This window comes from Actinoplanes sp. NPDC051513, assembly GCF_044454685.1.
Classification (GTDB): Bacteria; Actinomycetota; Actinomycetes; order Mycobacteriales; family Micromonosporaceae; genus Actinoplanes.
The window spans coordinates 229,001-247,865 of sequence record NZ_JBITDW010000002.1; the positions used below are offsets into that span (position 1 = coordinate 229,001).

An 18,865-nucleotide genomic window follows, 5' to 3' on the forward strand; every position below is an offset into this window, starting at 1 on the left:
GTTCGAGCGGGCTGATAGTAGAACGCGTTATAGCTCCAACCTCTGAGGAGCTTCGCGATGACCGCTCATCTGAATCGGCGCCAGGTCCTCGCCGGCGCCGCCGCCCTCGGAACCGGCCTGGTCGCCGGTTCGTCCGCGCTCGGTCGTCCGGCGCGGGCCGCCCAGCCCTCGTACGATGTCGTGGTCATCGGCTGCGGGGCGGCCGGGATGACCGCGGCGTTGCGCGCCGCCAAACGCGGGCTCAGCGTCCTCGTCGTCGAGAAGGCGCCCACCTTCGGCGGCTCGGCCGCCCGCTCGGGCGCCGGCATCTGGATCCCCAACAACCAGGTCATTCTCGCGGCCGGCGTGCCGGACACGCCTGCGAAGGCCGCCACCTACCTCGCCGCGGTCGTGGGCGCCGACGTGCCGACCGTCAAACAGCAGGCCTTCCTCGGCAACGGCCCGGCGATGATCTCGTTCGTCATGGCGAACAGCCCGCTGCGCTTCCGCTACATGGACGGCTACTCCGACTACTACCCCGAGCTGCCCGGCGGCATCGCGCGGGGCCGCTCGATCGAGCCCGACATGTTCGACGGCAAGCTGCTCGGGGCCGAGCTGGCGCATTTGAATCCCGCATACCTGCCGACGCCCGACGGGTTGACGGTGTTCAGCGCCGATTACAAGTGGCTCAATCTCGCGCTGGTCAACGTGAAGGGCACCGCCGTCGCCGCCGAGTGTGTCGCGCGGTACACCGCGGCCGTGCTGGCCGGGAAGACGCCACTCACCATGGGACAGGCCCTCGCGGGGGCGTTGCGGGCCGGACTGGCCGGCGCGGGCGTACCCGTGTGGTTGAACTCGCCGTTCGAAGAACTCCAGTTCGACGCGAGCGGGCGGGTCACCGGGGTGGTCGTGACCCGCAACGGCGCCTCGACCGGCATCACCGCCAACCGCGGCGTCCTCGTGGCGGCCGGCGGGTTCGAGCACAACCTGGCGATGCGGCTGGCCTACCAGCGGCAGCCGATCGGCGTCGACTGGACCGTGGGCGCCAAGGAGAACACCGGCGACGGCATCCGGGCCGGGCTGCGCGCGGGCGCGGCCACCGACTTCCTCGACGACTCGTGGTGGGGCCCGGCGATCCCGTTGCCCGGGGAGCCGTACTTCTGCCTGGCCGAGCGGACCCTGCCGGGCAGCCTGATGGTCAACAGCGCCGGGAAGCGGTTCGTCAACGAGGCCGCGCCGTACAGCGACGTCGTGCACGTCATGTACGACAAGAACGGCATCACCCCGGACATCCCGGCCTGGCTGATCTTCGACCAGAACTACCGCAACCGGTACCTGTTCCGCGACACCGCGCCGGCCCTGCCGTTCCCCGACGAGTGGTACTCCAGCGGGGCGGTGGTCAAGGACCTGACCATCGCGGGCCTGGCCCGCAAGATCGGCGTCTCGGCCGGCGCGCTGGCGGCCACCCTCAGCCGGTTCAACGGCTTCGCCTTCACCGGCAAGGACACCGACTTCCACCGCGGCGACAGCGCGTACGACCACTACTACACCGATCCGGCGGTCATCCCGAACTCGTGCCTGGCGCCGCTGTGGCTGCCGCCGTTCTACGCCTGCAAGATCGTGCCGGGTGACCTCGGCACCAAGGGCGGGTTGCGCACCGACGCCCGCGCCCGGGTGCTCCGCACGGACGGCACGGTGATTCCCGGCCTCTACGCGGCCGGCAACTCCAGCGCCGCGGTGATGGGACACAGCTATGCGGGCGCCGGCTCGACGATCGGCCCCGCGATGACATTCGGCTACATCGCGGCCAACGACCTCGCCGAGGGGGCCTGAGATGGCAAAGCGTCGCACTCTCCTGCGGGCCGCCGTGCTCGGCGCGCCGGCCGCCGCCCTGCTCGCCAAGGCCACCGCGGCCGGGGCGGCCATCGCCAACGGCGACCACGTGCCGGCGCTCGTCGTCGGCAGCGGCTACGGCGGCGCGGTCGCCGCGCTGCGCCTCACCCAGGCCGGCATCGCCACCGCCCTCGTCGAGATGGGCATGGCGTGGAACACCCCCGGCTCGGACGGCAAGGTCTTCTGCAGCATGCTGGGCCCCGACCAGCGCTCGTACTGGCTGCGCACCACCACCGATCAGCCGGTCGGCTACTTCCTGGGCATCAGCGCCAACCGGTCGATCACCCGGTACACCGGGGTTCTCGACTCCGAGAAGTTCGCCGGCATCCGCGTCTACCAGGGCCGCGGCGTCGGCGGCGGTTCGCTCGTCAACGGCGGCATGGCCGTGGTGCCCAAGCGCGACTACTTCACCCAGATCCTGCCGTCGGTCGACGCCAACGCGATGTACTCCACCTACTTCCCGCGCGCCAGCGCGGGGCTGGGCGTCAACAGTATCGACACGGCATGGTTCGAGAGCGCGGATTGCTACCGCTACGCGCGGGTCAGCCGCGACCAGGCCCGGGCGTCCGGCTACACGACGACGTTCCTCAACAACGTGTACGACTTCGCCTACATGAAGCAGGAACAGGCCGGCACGGCGCCGCGGTCGGCGCTGGCCAGCGAGGTCATCTACGGCAACAACTACGGCAAGCGGTCGCTGGACAAGACCTACCTCGCCGCCGCGGCCGCCACCGGGCGGCTGTCGGTCACCGCCCAGCACGTCGTCACCGCCGTGGCCCCGGCCGCCGCGGGCGGCTACTCGGTGACGATGAACCAGATCGACACCGGTGGCGCCACGGTGGCCACCAAGACGGTGCGCGCCGACCGGGTTTTCCTCGCGGCCGGCAGCGTCGGCACCAGCAAGCTGCTCGTCGCGATGCGTGCCCAGGGCAAGCTGCCCAACCTGCCGGACGCGGTCGGGCAGGGCTGGGGCAACAACGGCAACGTGATGGTGGCCCGGGCCAACCACATCTGGAACACCACCGGCGCGCTCGAGTCGGGCATGCCGGCCATGGGCATCGACAACTGGTCCGACGCCGCCGGGCCGGTCTTCGCCGAGATCGCGCCGTTCCCGGCCGGCACCGAGCTGTGGATCAGCCTGTACCTGGCCATCACCAAGAACCCCAACCGGGCGCGGTTCACGTTCAACACCTCGACCGGCGGGGTCGACCTGAGTTGGCAGACCGCGCAGAACCAGCCCGCCATCAACGCGGCCAAGCGGGTCTTCGACAAGATCAACAAGGCCCAGGTCACCGTCTACCGCAGCGACCTGTTCGGCGTGAACAAGGTCTGGGGCGACGACCTCACGTACCACCCGCTCGGCGGCTGCATCCTCAACCAGGCCACCGACAACTACGGCCGGCTGCCCGGATACCCGGGGCTGTACGTGATGGACGGCTCGCTGATCCCCGGCAGCACCGGGGTCAACCCGTTCGTCACGATCACCGCCCTGGCCGAGCGCAACATCGAACAGATCATCACCACCGACCTGTCCTGACGGGGTTGTCCGGGCGGTCATAGCGTGCGCAGCGCTTCGGTGGGGGACAGCCGGGCGGCGCGCAGGGCCGGGTAGAGCCCTGCGCAGCCGCCGATCAGGGCCGCGGCGGCCAGGCCCGCGGCCACCGCGTACGCGGGCACGAGGGTCTGCCAGCCGTGCGCGGTCGCCATCGCGTACGTGACCGCGGTGCCCAGGACCACCCCCGTCACCCCGCCGCCGGCGCCCAGCAGAACGGATTCGACGAGGAACTGGGCGCCGACGTGGCCGCGGGTGGCGCCCAGGGCCCGGCGCAGGCCGATCTCGCCGCGCCGCTCCAGCACCGAGATGACCAGCACGTTCGCGATGCCGATCCCGCCGACCAGCAGCGCCACGGCGCCAAGGCCGAGCAGCAGGACGGTGGCGCCGCCGGTGACCGCCAGCCGGGCGGTGAGCGCCTCGGACGGGCGGCTCACGGCGACCTCCTCCGGGTGTCCGGGCGCGGCCGCGCGGGCCAGCATGGCAGCCACCTCGGTCGTGCGGTCGGTCTGGGCGCGTACGAAGATCCTGGTCGGGTTGCCCTGATAGCCGAAGTCCTGGGCGGCGATGGGCGCGCCGATGAAGGCTGCGGTGTCCAGTTCGGGCGCCAGGTCAACCGGCGCCATCACGCCGACGACGCTGTACCAGCGATCGCCGATGCGGACCCGGGGGCTGCCGGCGACGTCGCCGATGCCCAGGATCGTGGCGGCGTAGTGGCCGAGCACGACCGCCGGGTAGCGGATGAGCGCAGCGTCCAGGAAGCGGCCGTGCACCATGGCGCCGTCGAGCGTGGCGAGCAGCTGCGGGTCGGTGACGCGGACCGACAGGCCACCGGTGCGCCCGCTCGGGATCCGGTCGCTGCGATAGACCTGGATCGGCAGGGTCGCGGTCGCGGCGGCGGACATCACCCCCTGCGTACGCGCGACGGCCGGCCCCGCGGTCTCCGGCAGCTCGGCCTCTCCTCCCCGGAGGGTCTTGCCGTTGGCCACGGTCAGCAGGTTGGTGCCGACGCGGTCGATCTGGGCGAGCACGTCGGCCTGGCTGGACCGGGTCACGCCGAGCACGGCGACCATCGCCGCGATCCCGATCGCGACACCGAGGACGGACAACGCCGCCCGGCCCGGCCGCGATCGCAGGCCGACCGTGCTGACCGGCAGCAGATCGGCGATGCGCAGGTGGGATCTCATCGCGCCTCCCCGACGACCAGGCCGTCGCGGAGCTCGATGCGGCGATGCATGGCCGCCGCGATCCGCTCGTCGTGGGTGATCACGACGATGGTCACGCCGTCCGCGTTGAGCTCGTGCAGCAGCGCGACGACGCCCTGCCCGGCGACCGAGTCCAGGTTCCCGGTGGGCTCGTCCGCCAGCACCACGGCGGGGCGGCCGACCAGGGCGCGGGCGATCGCCACCCGCTGCCGCTCCCCGCCGGACAGGTGCGCGGCGGGGAACCCGGCCCGGTGGGCGAGTCCCACCCGCTCGAGGGCGGCCTGGGCGGCCTCGCGGCGCTCGCGGGCCGGCACGCCGCGGTAGAGCAGGCCGGCCGCCACGTTCTCGGTGGCGCTCAGCCGGTCGAGCAGCATGAACTGCTGGAAGACCACGCCGAGCCGGTGTGCGCGGACGCCGGAGAGCTGCCGGTCCCGCAGCTTCTCGACGGCGTGGCCGGTGATCCGCACCGAACCCGAGGAGGGGCGGTCCAGGCCGGCCGCGAGGTTGAGCAGCGTGGTCTTGCCGGATCCGGACGGTCCGACGACGGCGACGAGCTCGCCTCCGCGGACGGTGACATTGATGCCGCGCAGGGACTCCACCGGCGGGGTGCCGGGGTAGACCTTGCGCACGTCGATCAGCTCCAGGACGTTGCTCATTCGGCCGGCACCTCCACGGACTGACCCTCGGTGAGCCCGCTGACGATCTCGACCTGGCCGGTGCTCTCGTCGAAGCGGCCGAGCTCGACCTGGGCGAGGCCGCCGCCGGCCAGCCGTACCTGGTACCCGCCGCCCGGCCGCGCGAGCAGCGCGGCGATCGGGGCGAGCAGGACACCGGGGCGGGTGCCGGTGGTGACGTCGATCGTCGCCGGGGCCTGGTCCAGCGTGAAGCCGCGGGGCAACCGGATCGAGATGGTGACCGGCACCGTCGCCGCGTTCGGATCCGCGGGCTGATCCGGCGATCCTTCGGACGGCGGGGTCGCCACCCGGCCGATCGCGGCGATCCGCCCGGGGACCGGCTCGGTGTCCGGCAACGAGACCTCGACCTGGTCACCCACGTGCAGGCTGCCGGCCTGTGCGGTGTCCACCTGGGCCACGACCGCGCGGTTCGCCGACGTTCCGGCGAGCACGGTCGTTCCGGGCGCCACCGCGGTTCCGACCCGGGCCTGCAGCGTGGTGACCCGGAGCGGCGCGGGCAGGAAGATGATCTGGCCCTGGCTCAGCCGGCCGGTGCGCTGGGCGACCGGGCGTCCCCAGGAGGCCTCCCAGCGGCGGATGGCCGCGGCGGTGGCGGCGCTGAAGTGCCGGTCCACGGTGATCCGGTGGTTCGGATCGAAGCCCAGGGCGACCAGGTTGCTTTCGAGCTGGCGCACGTCGGGGCCGTTGCTCATGCCGTACCCGAAGTCGCGATAGACCGGAATGGCGCCCAGCAGGAGGCGGACCGGCACGTCGGCGACGCGGTAGAGGATGCCGCCGCGGCCGATCGTGGCGCCCAGCGCCGGCGCGGCGGTGAGTACCCCCGGTTCGCCCTGGTAGTCGGCCGTGTACGAGCCGGTGTACTGGAGGGTGCCGCCGAGCTGGGTGGTCTGGGTGAGGGTGCCGCGATTCACGGTTGCCGTTCCGGTGGAGACCTCGGCGGTGGGCGTGCCGGCGGCTTCCGGCTCGGAGCGGGCGGCGTAGGCGACCCCGGCGGCGAGGGGCGCGGTCACCGCGATCGCGATGGCGGTGGCGGCGCGGCGCCGCCGGCTCACTTCTTGCCCCCGGTCATGCCGGTGATCTTGACGTCGCCGCTCCAGATGCTCTTGCATGCCTGGTCGGCCTGGTCACGCAGCTGGCCGGGTACGCCGTTGGCCAGCGCGGTGCCGCTGAGGTCGAACTCGCCCTCCTTGTTCGGATCGGGGAAGGCGGGCAGGCCGTTGGCCCGGACGCACTTGGCGTATTCGGCGAGTTTGCGCAGGTCGTCGGCGGTGTACTGCTGCTTGGGGCGGAACGCGTTCGGCGGGTACCTGTCCTCGATCGGCTGACACGCGTCGATGATCGACCGATGTTTGCCGAGGTCTTCCTTCCAGTTGTAGTCGCGCTGGGGCACGAACTGGAGGTAGCCGTCCTGGCTGAGCTGCGCGTCCGGCATCCGGGTCAGCCCATGGTCGCGCAGGCACTGGACCCATTCCTGGCCGAGGCTCAGCAGCTGCTGGCGGTTTGCGGAGGCGGAGGCGGACGGATTCGGCGAGGCGGACGAGCCGGCGGCGCTGCACCCGGCGAGCCCGGCCGCGAGAAGGGCGGTGAGCAGCAATGTGGACGCTGTCTTGGTCATGCCCTCACCGTGGCGTTCGCGCCGGCCGTACTCGTCACACCACGGTCGGGACTTCGGGCGGCGTTGGTCCTGCTGATGTAGTACCTGAGTCTGACGCTTCCGGGCTCCGCGCTTCCTACGATGGGCACATGCCCCGGTTCGAGCCGCGCCGCCTGCTGACCGACGCCGCCCTGGCGCTGGCCCTGCTGGCCCTGACTCTCACGCCGGGCCTGGTGACGGGTGCGATCACGCCCGAGAAGGCGGGCGAGTCGGCCGATTATCTGAGCAAGACCGGCATCCCGGTGACCTCCGGCTGGTGGCTGTTCTCCGGGCTCGTCGTCGCCGGCCTGCTGATCAGGCAACACAGGCCGGTCCCGGCGCTGCTGCTCATCGCGACCGGGACGTTCGGGCACCTGGTGCTGCAGACGAAGTTCCAGCTGCTCGATCTGGCGCTTCCGCTCGTGCTGTACACGGTGGCGTCGGCCGCCCGCAACCGGCGCCGCGCCCTCGCCATGCTCGCGCTGACCATGATCCTGACGTACCTGGCGATGCTCGCCGGCCGCATCGGCATCCAGGACGAGCAGAAGGCGGCGCTGGCCAAGAAAGAGGCGCAAGCCCAGCTGCAGAGCGAGCGGGCCGCGCCAGACGTGCCTCGCACCAAGATCGCGTCGTCGGCGAAGACCGTGCCGGTCGACGTCCTGGTCGACACCAGTCAATCGGTCCTGGAGATCTGGCTGCTGTCGGTCGCGGCGTTCGCGGTCGGCGACGGCATGCGCAGCCGCCGCGCGCACCTGGCCGCGGTCGAGCAGCGCAATGCCGACCTGGCTCGGGAGGAACGGCAGCGGGCCGCCCTCGCCGTCGCCGCCGAACGGGCCCGCATCACCCGGGAACTGCACGACGTGGTGGCGCACGGCATGTCGGTGATGGTGGTGCAGGCCCAGGGCGCGGCCGCCGCGCTCGAGCGGCACCCCGACCGCGCCGCCGACGCGCTGCGGCACGTGGTCGATACCGGCCGGTCGTCGCTGGCCGAGATGCGCCGGCTGCTCGCCGCCGGGCGCACCGGTCCGGCCGGCACCGACCCGGCCGGCACCGACCCGACCCGCACCGATTCGGCCGGCACCGACCCGGCCGGCACCGATGCGCCCGGCACCGATCCGGCCGGCGCGGCCAGGCTCCGCCCGCTGCCCGGCATGGGTGATGTGCCCGCCCTGGTCGATCAGCTTCGCTCGACCGGCATGCCGATCGAGCTGGCCATCGAGGGCGTGCCCGACGCGTTGCCGGCGGCGGTCGACTTGTCCGCGTACCGGATCGTGCAGGAAGCCCTCACCAACACGCTCAAGCACGCCGGCCCGGGCGCCGGCGCGCGTGTCCTGCTGGAGTTCCACCCCGACCGCGTGCGCCTGGAGGTCTCCGACGACGGCCGCGGACCAGCCGGCGGCGAGGACGGGCACGGCAACGGCCTGCGCGGCATCGCGGAACGGGTCGCCATGCTGGGCGGCGACCTGGAGACCGGCCCGGGTGCGGGCGGCGCGGGGTTCCGCCTGGCCGCGACCCTGCCGCTGTCGGCGCTCCTGGTGGGGCCGTGACGGGTGTGGCCGTGACGGGTGCGGCTGTGACGGTGCGGCCGTGACGGTGCGGGTCGTGCTCGTCGACGACCAGACCCTCGTCCGCACCGGCTTCCGCCTGGTGCTCGACGAGACCGGCGACATCGAGGTGGTGGGCGAGGCCGCCGACGGATCCCAGGCCCTCGACGTGGTGGCCCGCACCCGGCCCGATGTGGTGCTGATGGACGTACGCATGCCCGGCCTGGACGGCATCGAGGCCACCCGCCGCATCCGCTCGAGCCCCCACCCCGCCAAGGTCATCATCCTGACCACGTTCGACCTCGACGAGTACGTTCTCGCCGGCCTGCGCGCCGGGGCCAGCGGCTTCCTGCTCAAGGACGCCCTCGCCGCCGACCTGATCTCGGCCGTACGTGTCGTCGTCGCCGGCGAGGCGGTCGCGGCGCCCAGCGTGACCCGCCGGCTCTTCGCGCACTACCTGGGCCGGACGCCCGCCCCGCCGTCCGCCGACGAGCGGCTCGCCGCCCTCACCGGCCGCGAGCGCGAGATCCTGACGCTGATCACCCGGGGCCTGTCCAACGCCGAGATCGCCGCGGCCCTCTCCCTCGCCGAGAGCACGGTGAAGACCCACCTCGGCCGCATCCTGGCCAAGCTCGACCTGCGTGACCGGGTCCAGGCGGTGATCCTGGGCTACGAGTGCGGCCTGGCCGGCCCCGGTCGGTAGCCCGGGAGCCCCCGGGTGATGAGTTGTCGCGCCCGCGCCCGTCATACCTACGTCGGAACACGAAGAGACGGAAGGATGACGCAATGAGTGCGGACACACGGCTGGAGGAACTGGGCGTGAGCGGTCTGGGCGAGGTCGACGAGCCGGCGTTCGCCGGGCTGGCGGAGCGGCACCGGCGGGAGCTGCACGTGCACTGCTACCGGATGCTCGGGTCGTTCGAGGACGCCGAGGACACCGTGCAGGAGACGTTCCTGCGTGCCTGGCGGCGGCGGGAGACCTTCGAGGGGCGATCGACGTTCCGGGCCTGGCTGTACCGGATCGCCACCAACGCCTGCCTGGATCTGCTCGCCAAAAGCCGCCCGGAGCCCGCGACCGGCGGCGAGGTGCTGTGGCTGCAGCCCTATCCGGACCGGCTGCTCGACGAGCTGCCCGCGTTCACGTCGGACGAGCCGGAGACCGTCGCCGTCGCGCGGGAGACGATCGAGCTGGCGTACCTGGTCGCCGTCCAGCACCTCGCGCCGCGCCCGCGGGCCGTGCTGATCCTGCGGGACGTGCTGGGCTGGCCGGCGAAGGACGTCGCGGAGCTCCTCGGGGACTCCGTCAACTCCGTGAACAGCGCGCTGCAGCGGGCCCGCGCCGGCATGCGGGAGCACCTGCCCGCCGAGCGGCAGGACTGGACCGGCGGCGAGGAGGACGCCGGGACGCGCGAGCTGGTGCGCCGCTTCACCGACGCCAGCGTGGCCACGGACGTCCCGGCGCTCGCCGCGATGCTGCGGGACGACGTCCGCTGCTCGATGCCGCCCACGCCGGGCCTGTACGTCGGCCGCGACACGGTGGTGAACAACTGGGTCGAGGAGGGCTTCGAGGGCATGACGGGCCTGCGCGCCGTCCCCACCGCCGTGAACCGGCAGCCCGCCATCGCCTTCTACCACTGGCGGGAGCGGGAGGGCGCGTACCTGCCGCTGACGATCGACGTCCTGCGCATCACCGGCGGGGCGGTCACCGAGATCGTCACGTTCCACGCCGACCGGTTCCCGCGGCTCGGGCTGCCGGAGCGCCTGCCGGCCGACGGCACAGTGCCGAACAGCGGAGGAACGAAATGAACGTCGTCGCAGGCCCGGCGTCGGACCGGACCAGCCGCACCCACCGGCTCCGTGGGCTTGCCGGCATCGGCCTGGTTGCCGCGCTCGCAGCGATGGTGGCCACCACCCTCGCCGCTGCGCTCGCCCATGCCGTCGGCGTCGACTTCGAGATCCCCGATGGTGGCGAGACGATCCCGTTGCCCGGGTTCGCCGTGGTGACGGGCTTCTTCTCGGTCGTGGGCATCGTCATCGCGGTCGCTCTTCTTCGCTGGAGCGCCCGCCCCGCCGTCCGATTCGTGTGGACGGCGGTGGCGCTGACCGCGATCTCGTTGGTCCCGCCCTTCCTCTCCGGGGCGAACACCGCCACCGCCACCGCCCTCATCGGGCTCCATCTCGTCGCGGCGGCGGTGATGATCCCCACCCTTGCGCGGAGCCTCCGTAACCGGACCCTCACTCCCACGTGAACCCGTCGGGGTCGGTGACCGGCCCGGCGTCACCGCCGATGGCGAGCCGGTGCGATCCCTCGCCGTCCGGCGCGACGCCGGCGGCCTTGGCGAGCGCGCGGCGCTTCAGAAGAGCAAGCTTCACCGTACGGGCGGGAAGGGCGAACTCGACGTACTTGCTCCCGAAGCTCTTGCCGACCGGGAGGCCGCGCTCGACGTAGAAGCGCTTGCTCGCCGCCACGTCCGCGACGCCCAGCTGCAGCACGACATCGTCGATCTGCCGGGTGGCCGGGCCGGTGTCCTTCTTCGACGAGGACGCGAACGTCACGACCGTCCCGTCCGGGCCCTGGACGCCGCCGCCGTAGCCCCACAGCGACTTCGCGGCGGGCTTCAGCGTCGTGCCGCCGGCCGCGAGGGCGGCGTCCATGAGGGCGTTGACGGCCGACGGCTGGGACACGACGAGCGAGAGCGTGAATCCGCGGAAGCCGGTCGTCGGCGCCTCCGAGGCCCGCAGGCGGACGTGGGCGTCCAGGCCGAGGGCCTCGATGTAGAAGCGCTCGGCGGCCGAGGGGTCGGCCACCTCGAGGGTGATGTGGTCGATGGAGGTCATGACAGGTCCTTACGTTCGAGGAATCCGAGAATGTTGCCGTTGGGGTCTTCCACGACGGCCGCCAGCTGCCCCGCGCCCACGTCCTTGACGCCCTGGCGGGTTCGCCAGCCCGCGTCGACGGCCCGGCTCAGGCTCGCGGCCACGTCGCCGACGTGGCAGTAGCCGACCGGACCGGTCATCCCGTGGTTGTGGCCGTTCGGGTCCAGGCCGATCTCCTGGTCGCCGACCCGGAAGCCGACATAGTAGGGCTCGTCGGCGTACGGCGCGACGCCCAGAACCGTCTCGTAGAGCGCCCGGGCGGCATCCAGGTCCCGTACCGGGACGATGATGGTCTTGATGCCGTCGTTCATGGCGATGAGTCTCCCGTCGGCGGGCCCCCGGCCGCATCCGTGGTGAGCACGGAGCGCACCACCGATCCCGGCCACGGAGCCGTACGGCAGGATGGGCAGGTGACGAAGCAGGCGGAGATCTCGGCTCGTGAGGCCGAGATCCTGGCGCTGGTGGGGGAGCACCTCAGCAACGCCGAGATCGGCGCGCGGCTGTTCATCTCGGTGCGCACCGTCGAGAGCCACGTCTCGTCCCTGCTGCGCAAGCTCGGCGCGGTGGATCGCCGGGCGCTGGCCGAGCTCGCCCCGGCCGCCGCGGCGCCGGCCCGGCTCCCGTCGCCCGTCAACCCGTTCATCGGCCGCGCCCGGGAACGCGAGGCGCTGCGCGACGCCGTCACCGCGAACCGGGCGGTCACCGCCGTCGGACCGGGCGGTGTGGGCAAGACCCGGCTGGCGCTGGCCGTGGCGGCCGACCTGGCCGGCGACTTCGCCGACGGCGTGTGGTTCGTCGACCTCGTGCCGGTCACCGACCCGGCGATGGCCGGGTCCGCGGTCGCGGCCGAGCTCGGCCTCGGCGAGCAGCCGGGCCGCGACCTCGACGACTCGGTGCTGACCGCCGTGGCCGACCGGCGCGCGTTGCTGGTGCTCGACAACTGCGAGCACGTGGCCGACGGGGTGGCGCCGTTCGTCGAGCGGCTGCTGGCGCGCTGCCCGCAGGTGAGCGTGCTGATCACCAGCCGGGCCCGGCTCATGGTGCCCTTCGAGTGGGTCTACCCGGTTCCGCCGCTGTCCCTCGAGCACGACGCCGTCGGGCTGTTCGTGGATCGGGCCAGGGCGGTGGGCTGGACCGTCGAGGACGAGCAGCTCGACCAGGTCGCCGACGTGTGCCGCAAGCTCGACGGGGTGGCGCTGGCGATCGAGCTCGCGGCGGCGCGGCTGCCCACGCTCGGGCTCGACGGGCTGGTCGCGGGCCTCTCCGACCACCTGCGGCTGCTGGTCGGCGGATACCGGGCCGACGACCGGCACCGCTCGGTGCGGGCGATGCTGGACTGGAGTCAGGCCCTGCTCGCCGGCCCCGACCTGTGCCTGCTGCGAAGGGTCTCGGTCTTCGTCTCGCCCTTCACCGCCGGCGCCGCCGCGCAGGTGGCCGGGTTCGACCCCCTCGAACCGGACCGGGTCGCCGACGGGCTGGCCCGGCTCGCCGGCCAGAGCCTGCTGAGCGTGGCCGCGACGGCCGGCGGCACCCGATACCGGGCGCTGGAGACCATCCGCCAGTACGGGACCGAACAGCTCGCCGCGGCCGGCGAGTTGGCGGCCACCCGCGCCCGGCACCTGGGCTGGAGCCGGGAGACCGCCGCTGTGCTGGCCGGGGACCCGTCGCCCGGCGGCGGCGACTGGCGGGCCCGGTTCGACGCGGTGGCCGACGACTTCCGGGCCGCCCTGAGCTCGACTCCCGACCACGGCCTTGCCCTGACGCTGGCCGGCCTGGCCTTCGCCCGCAACCTGATCGGCGAATCGCAGCAGCGCTACGAGCAGGCCGCCACCCTCGCCGCTCTCGCCGACGCGCCGGCGGCGGCCGCTTCCGCGCTGCGGTCGGCCGCGAACGTGGCCGCCTGCCGGATGCGCGGCGACGACGCCTACCGCCTCTGGCGGGCCGCCGCGGACGCTGCCGCGCATCCGGCCCGTGACCTGGCGATGGCGAGCGCCACGTACTTCCGCAAGGCCGGCACCTTCACCCACCTGCCGCCGCGCGAGGAGCCGATCGCGTTGCTCGCCCGGGCGCGCGAGCTCGCCGGAGACGACGCCGGCGCCCTGGCGGCGGTGGCGCTCGCCGACTGCGCCGCCGCGGGCTACGCGATCTTCGTCGAGCAGACCTCACCGCCGCCCGATCTGAGCGCGCTCGCGGAGCGGGCGGTGGAGCTGGCCCGCCGGCTCGGCGACCCCGTGGCGGAGGCCGCCGCCCTCTTCGCGCTGACCGGGGCCCAGCGCCGGGCGGGCGACACCTTCGCCGCCGCAGCCACCGCGCGCCGCCGCGTCGAGCTGTTCGACTCCGTGCCGCTGTCTCCGGGCACCGCCGACGAGCTGATCGACGCGCTCCAGATCGCCACCGCGACCGGCATCGGCGCCGGCGACCTGCGGGCGGCCCGGCGATGGGGCCGGCGGTTGCACGACCTGCCGCCGCTGGCCGAGGCCGGGCATGTCGCCACGGCGCAGCTGCTCATGGCCGACGCCCTCGCCGGGCACGCCACCGACGTGATCGATGTCAGCGGCCGGTTCCTCGACGCCTGGACCCGGGAGGGCCGCCCGCCGGCCCGCAGCTTCGGCCCGGCGGCCGCCGCGGTCGCGATGATCCACGACCTGCGCGGCGACGACGCGGCCCGCGCCGAGTGGCTGGGCGTCCTCGACCAGCTGGGCGCCGGGCCGCAGGAACGGGCCGGGTACGCCCCCGCCTTCGAGGGCATCGGCCTGCTTCACCGGGGACAGGCCGAGCTCGCCCTGAAGGTGCTCGACGGCGCGTGGCTCCCCGGGATCCTGCAGCATTGGCACGTCGCCCTGCGGGCCGAGGCCGCCGTCCTGGCCGGCCACCCCGACGCTGCCGGTCATCTCGCCGCCGCCCGGCCGATCGTCGCCGGAAACCCCGTCGCCGAGGCGATCGTCGACCGGGCCGCCGCGCTGCTCGACGGCGACCAGGAACGCCTCCTCGCGACCGCCCCCGCGTTCGAGGCCGCCGGCTGCCCCTTTCAGCGGGCTCGGACTCTCGTCCTGGCGACCGCCACCAAGACCTGAGCGTCACTCTTTCGGCGACATACACGCCCGTCGCTGGTGGCTAGAGTCCGGAAACGTGTCCGTTGACCTGCCCGGCATGATCGTGCAGTCCGTGGGTGAGGCGATCGTGGGGGAGACGCTCGACGGCACGGTCGTGCTCTGGAACCGGGCGGCCGAGCAGCTGTACGGCTACCCCGCCGCGGAGATGATCGGGCAGCGGGCCGATCGGCTCTACCCGCCCGGGTGCCCCGCCGGCGAGGCCGGCGCCGGCGAGCGGATCCGCCGCGACGGCACGCGGGTCCGGGTCTGCTTCCGGGCCGCCCCGATCGTCGACGCCGCGGGCGCCAAGGTCGGCGTTGCCACGACATCGTGGGTGGCGCAGGCCGACCGTCTCGCGCACGACCTGCGTACGCCGCTGAATGCCGTCCTCGGATTCACCGAGACCCTGCTGATGCGCCTGCCCGGCCCCCTGAACGACGAGCAGGAGCACCAGCTGCGGCTCGTGCGGACCAGCGCGGAACAACTCCTCGCACGCATCAACCTATTGCCGTGAAGGCGGGCCCGTGGACGGTTGGACAGACACCTGGTGGCAGCTGACGGCGCTGGCGAACGCGGTGATCCTGGCCGCGTACCTGGCGATCTCGTTCGCGATCGGGCGGGGGCTGTGGCGTTCGCGCCAATGGCGGAACAACCCGCTCGGCCTGGCGACCGCGTCGATCTTCTTCAGCTGTGCGGTGCACCACGGCTCGCACACGGTGCACCTTCTGATGCCGTACTTCGGCGGCGACATGCACGCCGGAATGGCCATGCGGATGGCTTTCGGCATGGACTTCCAGGCCGCCGGATGGGACACCGTGACGGCGTTGCTGGCGGTCTGGTACTGGACGTTGCGCGGGCGGTTCCCGGCGCTCGTACGCGGCGCGGCGGTGTTCGAGGATCTGAGGCTGCGGCAGGCGGCGGAGGCGACCCTGCGCGCCAGCGAGGAGCGCTTCCGCGAGATCGTGGAGACCACCAGCGAGGGCGTCGTGGTCCTCGACGGCGACGGGCGGATCGGGTACGCCAACGAGCGGTTCGCCGGGATGGTGGGCCGCCCGGCGCCCGATCTGCCGGGGACGCCGGTGCTGGAGCTCGTCGTCGCCGCCGACCGGCCCGCCGCCGTGCAGGCGCTGAGCGAGGTGGGCGCCAGCGGGGCGACCCGCATCGAGGTCGGGATGCAGGCACAGAGCGGCCGGGCGGTGTGGGCGCGGATCGCGCTGACCGCGCGGGTCGGCGACGCCGGCGATCCGGTCGGCGCGCTGGCGATGGTCGCCGACGTGACCGAGCAGAAGAGCATCGAGGCGCAGCTGCACCAGGCGCAGAAGCTCGAGGCGGTGGGCCAGCTCGCGGGCGGGCTCGCGCACGACTTCAACAACCTGCTCACCGTCATCGACGGGTACGCCGCGCTGCTGATCGCCGAGGCCGACGAGGCGACCGTCTCCGACCTGGTCATGATCCGCGACGCGTCGTCGCGGGCGAGCGCGCTCACCCGTCAGCTGCTGACGTTCTCCCGGGCCCAGACCGCCCGGCCGCAGGTGGTCGACGTCGCCGAGCTCGTCGCCGGCGTCGAGGTCCTGCTGCGGCGGCTGATCCGGGAGGACGTCGACCTGATCGTCACCTCCGCCGCCGGACCGACCCCGGTGCGCGTCGACCCCGGCCAGCTCGAGCAGGTGCTGGTGAACCTGGCGATCAACGCCCGGGACGCGATGCCGGACGGCGGGACCCTGGCCATCGCCACCGACCGGGTCGATGGCGAGACCGGTGACCAGGTGCTGATCACCGTCACCGACACGGGTTGCGGCATGACGGCCGAGGTCGCCGACCGGGTGTTCGAGCCGTTCTTCACGACGAAGGGCCCGGGCGGGGGCACCGGCCTGGGGCTGTCGACGGTGTACGGCATCGTGACCCGGGCCGGCGGGCAGGTGCGGCTCGCCTCGCGGCCGGGGGAGGGCGCCACCTTCGAGGTCTTCCTGCCCGCCGCCGAGGTGCCCGCCGAGGCGGTCGGCGAGCCCGCCGCGCCGCAAAGGCTCACCGCCGGCACCGGGACGATCCTGCTCGTCGAGGACGATCCCGCCGTCCGCCGGCTCAGCGAGCGGATCCTGACCACCGCGGGCTACCAGGTGCTGGTCGGCGTCGACGGGGAGAACGCCCTGGAGGTGGCCCGTGCCCACGCCGGCATCGACCTGCTGCTCACCGACGTGATCATGCCGGGCATGAACGGGCAGGAGCTGGCCGATCGGCTCACCGCGCTCCGGCCGGGGTTGCCGGTGATCTTCACGTCGGCGTACACCCGCGGCGTGCTGACCGACGACCTTTCGGCGGCTTTCCTCGACAAGCCGTTCACGGCGGCGGCGCTCACCGAGAAGGTTCGATCCGTGCTGGACAGCCGGGCCGCCGTGGGGTCCCGCGGATGACCGCGACCGTGCTCTACATCGAGGACAACCCGACAAACACGATGCTCGTGGAACGGGTCCTGCGGGCGCGGCCCGGCGTGGCGTTCGCGTCCGCCCCGGACGGGCGTACCGGCCTGGACCGGGCCGAGCGGCAGCTTCCCGACCTCGTGCTGCTCGACCTCGACCTGCCCGACATCGGCGGGGAGCGGGTCCTCGCCGAGCTCCGGGCCCGGGACATCCCGGTGATCGTCATCAGCGGCGACGTCGACCCCGCCGTCCAGCGGCGCACCCTCGCGAACGGCGCAAGGTTCTTCCTGGTCAAGCCGTACGAGATAGCCGACCTGCTGGGGGCCGTCGACGCTTCCCTGCAGTAGCTCTCAGGTGTGCAGGACGGCCACGCACACGTCGTCGTCCGGGGCCGCGCCGGCGAGCATGTCCCGGACGATGTTCTCGGCCAGGAAATCCGCCGGCGGCTGGTCCGGGTCGGTCCGGCCGAACGCCTGCGCGGCGACCCGCAGCAGACGCCGCCCGTCGGCCGAGGACGGGTCGTCGTGCCGATCGGTCAGGCCGTCGGTGTAGGCGCAGAACGCCGAGCCCGGCGGCAGGTCGAGGTCACGCTGGGCGAACACGGCGTCCGGGAGCACGCCCAGCGCCGGGCCCGAGGCCTTCACCAGGATCGCCGCCACGCTGTCGCCGTCCTGCGTGACCACCACCGGCGCCGGATGCCCGCCGTTGGCGAACCGCAGATGGCCCGCCCGCGGGTCGTACAGCGCCACGACCGCGGTGACGAACGTGTCGTCGCGGCCGGTGCCGGTCAGGAATCGGTTGAGCCGGGTCAACACGGCGACCGGATCGGGGTCGTCGTGGGCGTAGGCCCGCAGCACGGCGAGCGCCTGCCCCATGACCGCGGCCGGGTGCCGGTCGTGGCCGGCGACCTTGCCGACCGACAACAGCAACCGATCGCCGCCGACCGCCTGCGCGTCGTACCAGGCGGAACCGATGTCCAGCCGCTCCGGCGCGGGCAGGTAGACCGCCGCCAGCCCCACGCCCGCGACCGACGGCAGGGCCGCTGTCAGCACCGCGCTGTGGAACGCGTCGATGGTCCGGCGGACCGCCAGCCAGTCCACCTGCGTCTGTGCGGCGGTCCGCGCCTGCGTACGGATCCGCGTGACGTCCTGCGCCACACCCCACAACCCGGACCCGCTCGCGGCCCGGCACGACACGACCAACTCGTGGATCGCGCCGTTCGCGTCCACGACCCGCAGCTCCGCCGCGGCCGGTGAGCCGGCCAGCCAAGTTCGCTCGGCCATGCTCGCGATGCGGGTGGCGTCCTCCGGATGCACACGCCGCAGCAACTGCCGCACGGGCAGCCGCGCCGACGGCAACCCGAGGGCGTCGCGCAGCCCGGGCGAGACGAGGATCGTGTCGGTCGCCGGGTCGAGCTCCCACGTGCCGGCGCCGGTCAGCCGCTGGGTCTCGGCCATCTGCTCGAGCGGGGAGACGGACACCTGTTCCACGACGAGCAGGGAGTCGATCGTCGCCAGCACCGTCGACGGCTGCGCCGGCTTGAGAATCACGTCGTGCACCCCGCAGGCGTGTGCCAGCGGCTCGATCTCCTGCGCGCCGTAGTGCGCGGTGCTGAAGACGATGGGGATGTGCCGGGTCGCGGGCTCGCCGCGCAGCGCGCGGGCCAGCGCATAGCCGTCCAGGCCCGGCATCAGGACGTCGGTGATCACCACGTCCGGTGGGCGCAGCGCCGCCATCGCCAGGGCACTGTCCCCGTCGGACGCCTGCTCGACCTCGTGCCCGCGGTAGCGCAGCAGGGTTCGCATGAACTCTCTGCTGGGAGCGTCGTCATCGACAACAAGCACGGTCGCCATCGCTCGGACGGTAGGTGCGCTCCGGCGTCGGCCCTCGCACACCGTGTGCGGCGCGGGTCGTGCGACGTCGCACGAGAGGATGAAAGACGTCGCACGAGAGGATGAAAAAGGACTCCGTCACGTTC

The 18,865-nt window shown here is 73.1% G+C and carries 17 protein-coding genes; 10 read left to right on the plus strand and 7 right to left on the minus strand.

The genetic code is table 11. The annotated features are described in order from the left end of the window. The first annotated feature begins 57 nt into the window (after positions 1-57). Positions 58-1,812 (plus strand): 3-oxosteroid 1-dehydrogenase, encoded by a 1,755-nt coding sequence (kstD, locus tag ACIA5D_RS06375; RefSeq protein WP_396028804.1) that lies wholly within the window; start codon positions 58-60, stop codon positions 1,810-1,812. A 1-nt stretch (position 1,813) separates the two neighbouring features. Further along, positions 1,814-3,409 (plus strand): GMC oxidoreductase, encoded by a 1,596-nt coding sequence (locus tag ACIA5D_RS06380; RefSeq protein WP_396028805.1) that lies wholly within the window; start codon positions 1,814-1,816, stop codon positions 3,407-3,409. A gap of 17 nt (positions 3,410-3,426) precedes the next feature. Here ACIA5D_RS06380 and ACIA5D_RS06385 read toward each other — a convergent pair whose 3' ends face one another. From ACIA5D_RS06385 to ACIA5D_RS06400, 4 genes are read right to left on the minus strand one after another with little or no spacing between them, the layout of a single operon-like run. Then, positions 3,427-4,611, minus strand: coding sequence for an ABC transporter permease (locus tag ACIA5D_RS06385; protein WP_396028806.1), 1,185 nt, complete (start codon positions 4,609-4,611; stop codon positions 3,427-3,429). Next, a complete protein-coding gene (locus tag ACIA5D_RS06390) occupies positions 4,608-5,285 on the minus strand; it encodes an ABC transporter ATP-binding protein (protein WP_396028807.1) in 678 nt (225 codons plus the stop codon). Before ACIA5D_RS06390 ends, ACIA5D_RS06385 begins: the two co-directional genes overlap by 4 nt. Further along, on the minus strand, positions 5,282-6,376 hold the full coding sequence (locus tag ACIA5D_RS06395; RefSeq protein WP_396028808.1) for a peptidoglycan-binding protein: 1,095 nt from the start codon (positions 6,374-6,376) through the stop codon (positions 5,282-5,284). The genes ACIA5D_RS06390 and ACIA5D_RS06395 overlap by 4 nt, the downstream gene beginning before the upstream one ends. After that, a complete protein-coding gene (locus ACIA5D_RS06400) occupies positions 6,373-6,939 on the minus strand; it encodes a hypothetical protein (RefSeq protein WP_396028809.1) in 567 nt (188 codons plus the stop codon). Before ACIA5D_RS06400 ends, ACIA5D_RS06395 begins: the two co-directional genes overlap by 4 nt. Positions 6,940-7,067: 128 nt before the next feature. Between ACIA5D_RS06400 and ACIA5D_RS06405 the strand changes: the two genes are divergently transcribed. The 4 genes from ACIA5D_RS06405 (at position 7,068) to ACIA5D_RS06420 (ending at position 10,750) form a co-directional block, all read left to right on the plus strand. Continuing rightward, entirely contained in the window at positions 7,068-8,504 is a 1,437-nt protein-coding gene (locus tag ACIA5D_RS06405; RefSeq protein WP_396028810.1) for a sensor histidine kinase, read from the plus strand. Between the two features lie 40 nt (positions 8,505-8,544). Further along, on the plus strand, positions 8,545-9,204 hold the full coding sequence (locus tag ACIA5D_RS06410; protein WP_396028811.1) for a response regulator: 660 nt from the start codon (positions 8,545-8,547) through the stop codon (positions 9,202-9,204). A gap of 83 nt (positions 9,205-9,287) precedes the next feature. Further along, on the plus strand, positions 9,288-10,307 hold the full coding sequence (locus tag ACIA5D_RS06415) for an RNA polymerase subunit sigma-70 (protein ID WP_396028812.1): 1,020 nt from the start codon (positions 9,288-9,290) through the stop codon (positions 10,305-10,307). Then, on the plus strand, positions 10,304-10,750 hold the full coding sequence (locus ACIA5D_RS06420) for a DUF6069 family protein (RefSeq protein ID WP_396028813.1): 447 nt from the start codon (positions 10,304-10,306) through the stop codon (positions 10,748-10,750). Before ACIA5D_RS06415 ends, ACIA5D_RS06420 begins: the two co-directional genes overlap by 4 nt. On the opposite strand, the gene ACIA5D_RS06425 is transcribed toward ACIA5D_RS06420, so the two are convergent. Together ACIA5D_RS06425 and ACIA5D_RS06430 are read right to left on the minus strand one after the other, a co-directional pair. Continuing rightward, positions 10,737-11,339: a glyoxalase gene (locus ACIA5D_RS06425; RefSeq protein ID WP_396028814.1), complete on the minus strand. Its 603-nt coding sequence runs from the start codon at positions 11,337-11,339 to the stop codon at positions 10,737-10,739. The two genes, ACIA5D_RS06420 and ACIA5D_RS06425, sit on opposite strands and share 14 nt — an antisense overlap. Then, a complete protein-coding gene (locus ACIA5D_RS06430) occupies positions 11,336-11,689 on the minus strand; it encodes a VOC family protein (RefSeq protein ID WP_396028815.1) in 354 nt (117 codons plus the stop codon). The genes ACIA5D_RS06425 and ACIA5D_RS06430 overlap by 4 nt, the downstream gene beginning before the upstream one ends. A 99-nt stretch (positions 11,690-11,788) precedes the next feature. On the opposite strand from ACIA5D_RS06430, the gene ACIA5D_RS06435 reads away from it, so the two are divergent. From ACIA5D_RS06435 to ACIA5D_RS06450, 4 genes are read left to right on the plus strand one after another with little or no spacing between them, the layout of a single operon-like run. Next, entirely contained in the window at positions 11,789-14,452 is a 2,664-nt protein-coding gene (locus tag ACIA5D_RS06435; protein ID WP_396028816.1) for a LuxR C-terminal-related transcriptional regulator, read from the plus strand. Between the two features lie 55 nt (positions 14,453-14,507). Next, the gene (locus tag ACIA5D_RS06440) at positions 14,508-14,984 is read left to right on the plus strand and encodes a histidine kinase dimerization/phospho-acceptor domain-containing protein (protein WP_396028817.1); all 477 of its coding nucleotides are present in this window, start codon (positions 14,508-14,510) and stop codon (positions 14,982-14,984) included. A gap of 10 nt (positions 14,985-14,994) precedes the next feature. Beyond that, positions 14,995-16,881 (plus strand): ATP-binding protein, encoded by a 1,887-nt coding sequence (locus ACIA5D_RS06445; protein WP_396028818.1) that lies wholly within the window; start codon positions 14,995-14,997, stop codon positions 16,879-16,881. Further along, a complete protein-coding gene (locus tag ACIA5D_RS06450) occupies positions 16,878-17,234 on the plus strand; it encodes a response regulator (RefSeq protein ID WP_396028819.1) in 357 nt (118 codons plus the stop codon). Before ACIA5D_RS06445 ends, ACIA5D_RS06450 begins: the two co-directional genes overlap by 4 nt. A 3-nt stretch (positions 17,235-17,237) precedes the next feature. Here ACIA5D_RS06450 and ACIA5D_RS06455 read toward each other — a convergent pair whose 3' ends face one another. Next, complete coding sequence (locus ACIA5D_RS06455; protein ID WP_396028820.1) at positions 17,238-18,740, minus strand: SpoIIE family protein phosphatase; 1,503 nt, start codon at positions 18,738-18,740, stop codon at positions 17,238-17,240. Between the last annotated feature and the right edge of the window lie 125 nt (positions 18,741-18,865).